11 protein-coding genes are annotated in these 8,565 nt (G+C 64.9%); 3 read left to right on the forward strand and 8 right to left on the reverse strand.

Features of this window, described 5'->3' with window-relative positions; all coding sequences use genetic code 11:
* From VFZ97_19765 to VFZ97_19780, 4 genes are all read right to left on the reverse strand, one after another.
* Positions 1–465 (reverse strand): histidine kinase N-terminal domain-containing protein (locus tag VFZ97_19765; GenBank protein ID HEX6395676.1); only part of this gene is annotated, 465 nt, incomplete at its 3' end.
* Positions 466–489: 24 nt separating this feature from the next.
* The gene (locus VFZ97_19770) at positions 490–1,674 is read right to left on the reverse strand and encodes an ArsA-related P-loop ATPase (protein ID HEX6395677.1); all 1,185 of its coding nucleotides are present in this window, start codon (positions 1,672–1,674) and stop codon (positions 490–492) included.
* Positions 1,674–2,621 (reverse strand): ArsA family ATPase, encoded by a 948-nt coding sequence (locus tag VFZ97_19775; GenBank protein HEX6395678.1) that lies wholly within the window; start codon positions 2,619–2,621, stop codon positions 1,674–1,676. Before VFZ97_19775 ends, VFZ97_19770 begins: the two co-directional genes overlap by 1 nt.
* Before the next feature lie 16 nt (positions 2,622–2,637).
* Entirely contained in the window at positions 2,638–2,880 is a 243-nt protein-coding gene (locus VFZ97_19780; protein HEX6395679.1) for a DUF3107 domain-containing protein, read from the reverse strand.
* Positions 2,881–2,969: 89 nt separating this feature from the next.
* Between VFZ97_19780 and VFZ97_19785 the strand changes: the two genes are divergently transcribed.
* Positions 2,970–4,109: an HD domain-containing protein gene (locus VFZ97_19785; GenBank protein ID HEX6395680.1), complete on the forward strand. Its 1,140-nt coding sequence runs from the start codon at positions 2,970–2,972 to the stop codon at positions 4,107–4,109.
* 28 nt (positions 4,110–4,137) lie between these two features.
* Here VFZ97_19785 and VFZ97_19790 read toward each other — a convergent pair whose 3' ends face one another.
* The gene (locus VFZ97_19790) at positions 4,138–5,157 is read right to left on the reverse strand and encodes a hypothetical protein (GenBank protein HEX6395681.1); all 1,020 of its coding nucleotides are present in this window, start codon (positions 5,155–5,157) and stop codon (positions 4,138–4,140) included.
* 111 nt (positions 5,158–5,268) lie between these two features.
* Between VFZ97_19790 and VFZ97_19795 the strand changes: the two genes are divergently transcribed.
* On the forward strand, positions 5,269–5,994 hold the full coding sequence (locus tag VFZ97_19795; protein ID HEX6395682.1) for a nitroreductase family protein: 726 nt from the start codon (positions 5,269–5,271) through the stop codon (positions 5,992–5,994).
* Positions 5,995–6,151: 157 nt separating this feature from the next.
* On the forward strand, positions 6,152–6,343 hold the full coding sequence (locus VFZ97_19800) for a hypothetical protein (protein ID HEX6395683.1): 192 nt from the start codon (positions 6,152–6,154) through the stop codon (positions 6,341–6,343).
* Positions 6,344–6,373: 30 nt separating this feature from the next.
* Here the strand turns inward: VFZ97_19800 and VFZ97_19805 are convergent, their stop codons facing one another.
* The 3 genes from VFZ97_19805 to VFZ97_19815 all read right to left on the reverse strand — a co-directional run.
* Positions 6,374–7,063 carry a cytochrome b/b6 domain-containing protein gene (locus VFZ97_19805; protein HEX6395684.1) on the reverse strand — a complete coding sequence of 230 codons (690 nt, stop codon included), beginning with the start codon at positions 7,061–7,063 and terminating at the stop codon, positions 6,374–6,376.
* Positions 7,038–7,781, reverse strand: coding sequence for a molybdopterin-dependent oxidoreductase (locus tag VFZ97_19810; GenBank protein ID HEX6395685.1), 744 nt, complete (start codon positions 7,779–7,781; stop codon positions 7,038–7,040). The genes VFZ97_19805 and VFZ97_19810 overlap by 26 nt, the downstream gene beginning before the upstream one ends.
* Before the next feature lie 100 nt (positions 7,782–7,881).
* A partial coding sequence (locus VFZ97_19815; protein HEX6395686.1) for an Mrp/NBP35 family ATP-binding protein occupies positions 7,882–8,565 on the reverse strand: 684 nt, incomplete at its 5' end.

The following is an 8,565-nucleotide window of genomic DNA, read 5'->3' on the forward strand; positions in this document are numbered from 1 at the left end:
CATGCGCGCCAGACGGTCGAAAACCTCCATGTAGACCCGCTCGAGCACACCGGGGCGCCGACCGACCGACATCGCCGACTCTCGAGTCATGATCGCGACGAGGTCGCCCTGCCAACGGACGGGGATACACACCAGGCGGGCGAACTCGCTCCGGCGCGGTATCGCCACCTCTCCCTCGACGACGCTGCCGATCGCCCAGGCTCTCGGCAGCACGGGACGCTCCGATGCGGTCATCAGCGTGCCCACGAGATCGTCGATATGCAGCGTCTGATTGGTAGTCGGTCGGATTTGGCCGAGGACCACGAACCTGTCCGGAGCGCCTTTGGTCACCGGCACAAACAGAAGAAGGTCGGAGAAGGAGAGGTCGGAGAGCACCCCCCAGCCCGCGACGAGCCGGTGAAGGTGCCCTACCACTGGACCTTCCAGCTCGGTGTACTCCTCAACCAGCTCGGCAAGTGTCGCCACGACTCGTCTTTCTCCTGGCCGTTACTAGGTCCAGATCCGCTCGCCCAGCCGGAGCAAGCCGGGGAGGTCGTGGATGTCGGCGTCGAACTCCGGCGCGGTCGCGACCACATCGGGACGAACGGCGAGCTCCTTGCGCTGAGCCGCCTCGCGTCGGGCCACGATATTGAAATTCCTGAAGTTCTCCCCCACTTCGTAGAGAACCCGCGCAAGCTGCTGCCGGTCGGCACCAAGGGCATCCGCGAAACCCTCGGTTGCAGCGAACTCCGGGGCATCGTCGTACAGACGGCTGGCACGCCGCTCGGCGCCCTCGTCGAGCAGGTAGTGCGGCAGGACCTTGTTGAGCACCAGGCCGCCGAGGTGGAACCGCTTGGAGGACAGCACCCTGATGAAGAACTCCGCCTCACGAACCGGGGCAGCCTCGAGGGTACTGACGACGACGAACGTCGTCCGGCTATCGTGCAATACCCGTTCGACCGCGCGAGCTCGTTCCACGAACCCGCTGTACATCGTTTGGAACAGGATGAAGAACTCTGCGATGTCTTCCAAGAACTGTGAACCGAGCACCCGATCGGCGACCTGGTAGAACGGTCTGGTCGCCAGGTTCACCATTCGCGACCTGTAGGGCGCGATCAACAACCTGAGCAGACGTGACGAGAAGAACTCCGCCATTCGTTGTGGGGCCTCGATGAAGTCGATGGCGTTCCGCGTGGGCGGGGTGTCGACAACAATCAGATCGAAGTTGCCCTCCAGGTGAATCTCATAGAGCCGCTCCATCGCGATGTAGTCGTGGCTCTGCACAAACTTGCCGGAGATGTTCTGATAGAGCGGGTTGGACAGGATCCTCTGCGCGGTCTGCCGGTCAGGCGCGTGCCTGCGGACCAGGTCGTCCCAGCTCTGCTTGGTGTCGAGCATCGCCGCCCAAAGCTCCCCGCGGGGCCTCACGCCGGCACTCTTGAAAGCGTCCGGTTCTATGCGGGTTTCGACATTGCCGAACCCTTCCAGGCCGAGGGCGTTGGCGAGCCTACGGGCCGGGTCGACGGTCAGCACCAAGACCTTTCCGCCGTGGTGAACGGCTGCCATCGCCGCAAGCGCCGCGGCGGTCGTCGTCTTGCCAACGCCTCCCGAACCGCACGCGATGGCGATCTCCTTCGATGCGAGCAGACCCCCGATGGTCGTCTGGGGCCGCTTGGCGGCGTCAACCTGCGACATCAGTAACCGAGCTCTGCAGACAGGGCGTCGGCCATCTGGTGGGTCGCGCGAAGTCCGTGGGAACGGAAGAACAGGTACGGGACGTAAAGCATCGGGATCGCAGGGTCGATCGCCTCCCGCAGTCGTTCGAGATGCTCTGTCCGCGCGCGGCGCAATGAAACGGCCAGCCGGGCTGCGTCGAGCAGCACCCCGCTAGGGCCCCCCAACACTTCGTCGAGCCGCTCCCGGCCCTCGGGGCAGTCGAGCCGATCGAACACCTCCTCCTCGCCGCGTCCGAACAGCTCCGGGAGGACCCGGTTCACCACGACCGCGGCGAGATCGACCTTGGTCTCCGCACGCAGACGGTCCGTCAACTCGATGGTTTCGCTTACCGGCATCTCCTCCGGGGTGGCAACGACCGCCACGCCCGTTGTGGCCGGGTCCTCGAGGATGTCGAGCATCCAACCGGTCTGCTGGCGAACCAGTCCGACCTGCACGAGCTGGTTGATCGCCTGGGGCGCCGAAAGCTGGCTGACGATGTGACCGGTCGCCGAGGAGTCGACGACGACAAGGTCGTAATGCCTCTCCTTGACCTCCCAGCACAGCTTTCCCACCGTGACGATCTCTCTCACGCCCGGTGCAGCGGAGGCGACGAAGTCGAACATCGAGGCAAGCGGACCTATCCGCGCTACCAGGGGTATCCGAAGCTGCAAGGAGAGGTACTGCTTCAGGGAAGCCTCAGTGTCCATCGACATGGCCCACAGGCGAGGCGCTATCTCGCGTTCTTGGAAGTGGATCGGGTCTGTCTCGAAGAAGTCGGCAAGATTCCCTTTGGCGTCTACTTCGCAAACGAGGGTCTTCTTTCCCCGACTCGCTCCCAGCCACGCCAGCGAGGCGGAGATGGCACTCTTGCCAACCCCACCCTTCCCAGTGACGAAGATCAGCTTGCGTTCAAGCAGGTCAACCAAGCGGGATCGCTCTCAATCATCGCAGCGCGGAGCCGAAACCGACCCTGCGCTCGTCGCTCGCCGTGTCCAGCTCCACGTAAGCGACCTTCGCCGCGGGTATACCGACACGACGCCCGCGACGGTCGGTCAGCCACAAGATGCCCGAGTCGGAGGCAAGGGCCTTGTCGATATGGGCGGCGATGCTGTCGGCGTCGGACCCCTCGGGCAGCTCGACCTCGATCTCCTTGGGCGTTTGGGTGACACCGATTCGGACGTCCACTTCGTCTCCTTGAAACTTTCGTTGGGAAAATTGTCGTTGGGCCCCATCGTAGGTCGGAGAGCGTCTCACCCGGCTTGTAGCGTTCTGGCGTGACCGGTACCAGCACGACCCGCTCCGCCAGGGCGGAGCAGTGGGCCTCCACGATGGCCGGGGTGCAGGTGGTCGGGGCGCCGGAGGGCGGCCGGGAGATCCGCCAAGCACACGTCGGTGACGATTGTCTGCGGGTGTCGGGGTCGCAGTTCGGGCGGACAGCCAGAGAGGAAGCGGAGGACACCGAGCTTGCAGCCGGTGCCACCCGGGCGGTGGGGTCAGGCAGACGGCAGATCGAGGAGGAACCTGACGAGTTCCGGACGTGTTTCGAGCGGGACCGGGACCGGATTCTCCATTCCACGGCTTTCCGGCGTCTCGCCGGCAAGACACAGGTGTTCATCTTTCCTGCCGATCATCAGCGCACACGTCTGACGCATGCGCTCGAAGTCGCGCAGGTCGCAACGGCCATAGCGAGAGCGTGCAGGCTCAACGTCGCGCTCGTTGAGGCGATAGCACTGGGACACGACTGCGGCCACGGACCTGGAGGGCACGCTTCGGAGGACGCGATGGAGGTCTTCGTCCCAGGGTTCGATCACGCGGTGTGGGGTGCCGACGTGACAGCGTCGGGACTGAACCTTTGCGTCGAGACACTCGACGGCATTCGAAACCATTCGTGGTCGCGCCCATCCCCCTCGACGCCTGAAGGACAGGTCGTCGGGCTCGCCGATAGGATCGCCTACTGCGCTCATGACCTCGAGGACGCTGTGCACGCCGGCGTGGTTGCCGCCGGAGAACTGCCGGGCGTGGTGGTCGAGACCTGCGGGGTGCGGCGATCGGAGCAGCTGCGCGCGTTCATCACCGACGTGATCACCACCGTCTGCGGGACCGGGTTGGTCGGCCTGTCAGCTCCGCTCGCCGAGGCGTTGGCCGAATTGAGAAGGTTCAACCACGAACGGATCTACCTGCGACCGGAATCGGCCGCACAAGCGGACGCTGTCATCAAAATGCTGAGGGCGCTGGTGGACCACTACCTCGCGAATTCCGCGCTGCTCCCAGAGGGGCTGCGTGAAAGTGACGACCCGATCACCTCGGCGGTGGCGTACGTCAGCGGGATGACCGACCGTTTCGCGTGTTCGCAGGCGGTGTCACTGCTGAAGTGGCCGCACGACCGTCTGCCACAAGGCCAATACGGCGCCTAGGGGGCAGCTCGGGGGATGAGTGAGCTGATTAGTGCCACGCCCGCAAGAAGGCAAGCGCGACCGCCGCGGCGTTGTCCGCCGCCAACTGCCGGTACACGAAGAACTGAGCAGGAAAGCCGGGAAGCATCAACGGGTCGCCCCCGCCATCGGAGGCTGCCCGGAAGCCGATAACGGGAACTCCGTGTGACTCGGCGACGGCGAACACGGCGGCGGTTTCCATGTCGGTGCTCACGTACGTCCCCGGTGGCGGTGCAGATGCCGACTGATAACCGAGCACGAACGCCGGCTCCAGGAACGGCGGAACCGTCGACGCGAGATTCGACGCCTGGGTCGCGGCCGCCGTGTCGGGGAACTTGCACGGCCAGCACCCGAAGAGATCGCTCGCCTGGGGGACGCAGGGGAAAACCCGCCCACCGAATCCGTCGCCCGAAAGCGCGGTGCCTCCTACCTCGACTTGCGGCTTGTGTTTGACGGTTACCGGCAAGGTCGCGCTCGGTGGTGATGGGAGGCCACAAAGACATAGCGGATCACCCGATGGTGTGGATCGCTCGAGCGTGACCGGGTCCCTGATGAGCGCCTGCTTCAAAACGCTGAGCGCGCCTGCATCCGTATTGACGAAATGCTTCCCATCCTCTGTCCAACTGGCTGGGACCATGACGTCCCCGATGAAGTCACCGCCGGAAGTCCCCGAAAACGCCACGGCGGAGAAGCAGGAAAAGTGGGCGAACGCCGCCTCGGTCGTGTTGGTGGCGTTCTGAAGGCCGATCCCGGTGAGTGCGATTATCACCGCCGTGCGTTCGACGGTGCCCGACCAGAATCCCCGGCCGTCGTGGACCCACACCGGAGTTGGGTTCACCCGAGCGCCGGCGAGTACCGGCGCCGCCTCGAGCGGCAGGGCACTCAACACAAGCACAGGGCAATCCGCTCGCGCCTGGTCGTGCACGTGCTGGACTACCGTGGCCGCCCGAGCTGCTGCCAAAGGAGCGAGAGCACCGATGACCGCGGCGCACACGGCTACCCGGCCCGCGCGCGCCCGTAGTGTCAGCACCCCGTTTGAATTCAACGCGCAATGCCCAAGTTCCTCCCGGATGGCCGCCCACCTTCCGCGCCGGCCTTGTTTTACGAGAGCAGAATGGGCCCTGCGAGAGCAGAATGGGGCATGCCCTCCCCCGACGGCGCCCTCCCCCGAGACACGGTCGGCCTAATCGAAGGGTTGACGAGCACGAGGGCGGTTCGGCGTTACCGGAACCAGCCGGTGACAAAGGAGCAGCTCCGAACCGTCCTGTTCGCCGCCACGCGTGCTCCGAGCGGGTCCAACCGGCAGCCCTACCGGTTCCTCGTTCTCACCGATGGCCCCCAGGCCGCGGAAGCCAAGAGGCTTATCGCCGGCGTGGCCCGCCGTATCTGGAAGGAGAAACGTGAGCGCGACCGCTACGACTCGGGTTCCGGAGCGCTTCCCGGGTCACCGAAGGCCCGGATGGCCGCATCGATGGAGAGCTACGTCGAACACTTCGAATCGGTGCCCGTGCTCATCCTCCCTTGCCTGATCCGATACCGGGGGTCGAGCCCGTTCGAGGGAGCATCCGTGTACCCGGCCTGCCAGAACATCCTCCTCGCCGCCCGGGCCGTCGGGCTCGGCGGTGTCCTCACCGGGTTCCACTTCCCCGTGGAATCCGAACTTCGTGAGCTGTTCGCCCTACCCGACGAGGCCTTTATGGCCGCGACGATCACGCTCGGATTGCCCGAAGGTCGTCACGGGCCGGTGCGGCGGCGGCCCATGTCAGAGTTGGTGTTCGAGGACTCGTGGGGCCAGCCGGCGAGTTGGGCGGTCGACCCGCCGGGGACCCGGTTCACGTCCGCGGGACCGCCTCGGTCCGGGCCTTGAGCCTTATGACCGCACTGGACGCAAGCTCTCGAACCGAGTTGAGCGAGAAGAGCGAGAAGGACCGGAACCATCGGCTACCGACGCTGGGGTTTAGTTATGGCTGGTCCGGTTCCTTCCGACAAACTCAGGTGTGATGGACGTGAAGGAAAGGCGGAGCGTGAACACTGATCCTGCGATGGAAGCACTGACCGACATTGTGGCGGAGCTTCACGATCGGCAGGACACGCTGTCGGCGCTCGAATGGCGAACCTACGCGTGGGCTCGCGCGTCCCTCGCGGTCCTCACAGCCATCCGAGTTGAAGAAGCACTCTCGAAGGTGGACACCTCCGATTTCCCGACTGTGAGCTGAACCGAATCGGGTGCGTCCCGCGCCGACCGCCTACTCCATGTCGGTAGGTGCAGGCGGGTCGTTCCCGGAGAGCCACGCGGGGGCATGCCTGGACGCCCACCGACGGGTGATGTCGCCTTTGAACATGGAGCGCATCGCGTCAGGATCGCGAAGGGCCATCCCGATGTGCCCGATGATCACCAGACCCACCGCGACAGCAAGCCAATCGTGTACGAAAGTGGCACCGGTTCGCCAGCTCAGCGGGTACGGGTGGTACCAGCGCATGATGATCCCGGTCACCAGCATCACGAGGCCCGCGCCGGCGGTGAACGAGGCGTTGAGCTTCTGGCCCGGGTTGAACTTGCCGACCTTCAACTCTGCGAGCTTTCTGAAGCGGTTCGGACCGCTCCCGAAAAGGATCGCGAACCACCGCCGGTCTTCGGCGGTCCACCGGTTGAACCGTTTCAAGTCCTCGCGCAGAGCCCGTCCCCACCGCCCGGCCACGGCGACTGCGAGCGGTACGGGCAGAGCTATGCCGCAATACACGTGGATGTCCTCCACCAGTGCCCGGCGACCGATCACCGATCCGAGTTGCTCGATGTAGAGCGAGGCCCCGGTGAAGACGAGAACGCCGAACAGCAACGCGTTGACCCAGTGAACCCATCGCTCGACGCGATCGAAACGCAGCAGGCGACCCGCCGCCGCTCTGACGCGCTTAGGTGGAGGGGTCGTTACGGCCATTGCTGTGTCCCACCCACGCCTCGACGTCGTAGTTCCCAACCGTCTCCCAATAGCCCGGCTCGACCTGATCGACAACTTCGATCCTCGAGAGCCATTTGATCGACTTGTAGCCGTACATCGGAGCCGCATAGAGCCGAACAGGGCCGCCGTGCTCGCGCGAAACGGGGCCTCCGAGCATCGAATATGCGGCCATCACGTCCGGCCGGTAGGCCTCGGCAAGGGTCAGGCTCTCGGTGTAGACACCGTCGAAAGACTCGAGGCGCAACGCTTTTGCGTCCGGTTTTGGTACGGCCCTGTCGAGCAGCGCCGAAACGGAGACTCCCTGCCAGTGCACGTTAGGAACCCGCCAGCCGGTCACGCACTGAAAGTCGCGCACCAAGTTGGTGGGGGGCATCGCCTGCATCTCGGCGATGCTGATCTGGAAGGGCTTCTCCACGAGTCCGTCTACCGTGAGCCGGTAGGTAACGGGATCGGCGCTCGGATATCCGTCCGTGACCGTGTATATGCGGAAGTAGGCGCCCGGCAGAAGGCCCGTCAGACCGGTTGGGTCCACCCGCTGAATAGGGCTGATCAGCGAGTTCAATCCGTCCTGGATGCGCTTTCCGGCGACGATGCCCACCGCGCCGAGTCCGAGCATGCCGATCACGACGCGCCGCCCTATGGGGACGCCTTGCCTCTGCTGGCTGCCCCCAGCCGGCTGGCTTGTGCCTTCCTGCACGTCACATGTTTTACGCCACAGGAGTCGCTAAGAGACGGCACCCCTCCCAAAATGTGACGTTGCCGTTATATTCCGTGGCCGCCTACATGTTCTCGGGTCTTCAGCGGAGGGTCAGCTCCGAGCGGAAAACCCTCGCCTTGCCTCTCGCTACGACGGCGGCGGCCAGCTCGTCGAAAGCCCGGCTGACCTCCGACGGTGAGGCGGATGCGGCAACCGGGCGACCCTCATCGCCGCCTTCTCTGAGCTCGCCCGCCATCGGGATCTGCCCGAGCAGCGGAACACCGAGCTCGCCGGCCATCTTGGCTCCGCCGCCTTCGCCGAACGGAAACTGCCTCGAACCATCCGGCATGCTCAGCCAGCTCATGTTCTCGATCACGCCGCGCATCGGCAAGTTGAGCTTCTTCGCCATGTAGGCGCTGCGCTGCGCCACACGCGTTGCCGCGGCTTGTGGCGTGGTGACGACGTAGACCTCGGAGGTGGGCAGGTACTGTGCCATCGACAGCGCCACGTCGCCGGTCCCTGGAGGCATGTCGACAAGAAGAAACTCCGGGTCGCCCCAGTCGACGTCGACGAGAAACTGCTCGAGGGCTTTGTGCAGCATTGGCCCGCGCCAGATGACCGGCTGCTCGTCGTCGATGAAAAAGCCCATCGACATGCAACGAACCCCGTACGCGGAAGGGGGTTCCATCTTCTGATCCTTGACGGTGGGAGCCGCGTCGATTCCGAGCATTCCGGGAACGGAGAACCCGTAGACGTCCGCGTCGAGCACCGCGACGTCGTGGCC

The organism is Acidimicrobiales bacterium (assembly GCA_036378675.1).
GTDB lineage: Bacteria > Actinomycetota > Acidimicrobiia > Acidimicrobiales > Palsa-688 > DASUWA01.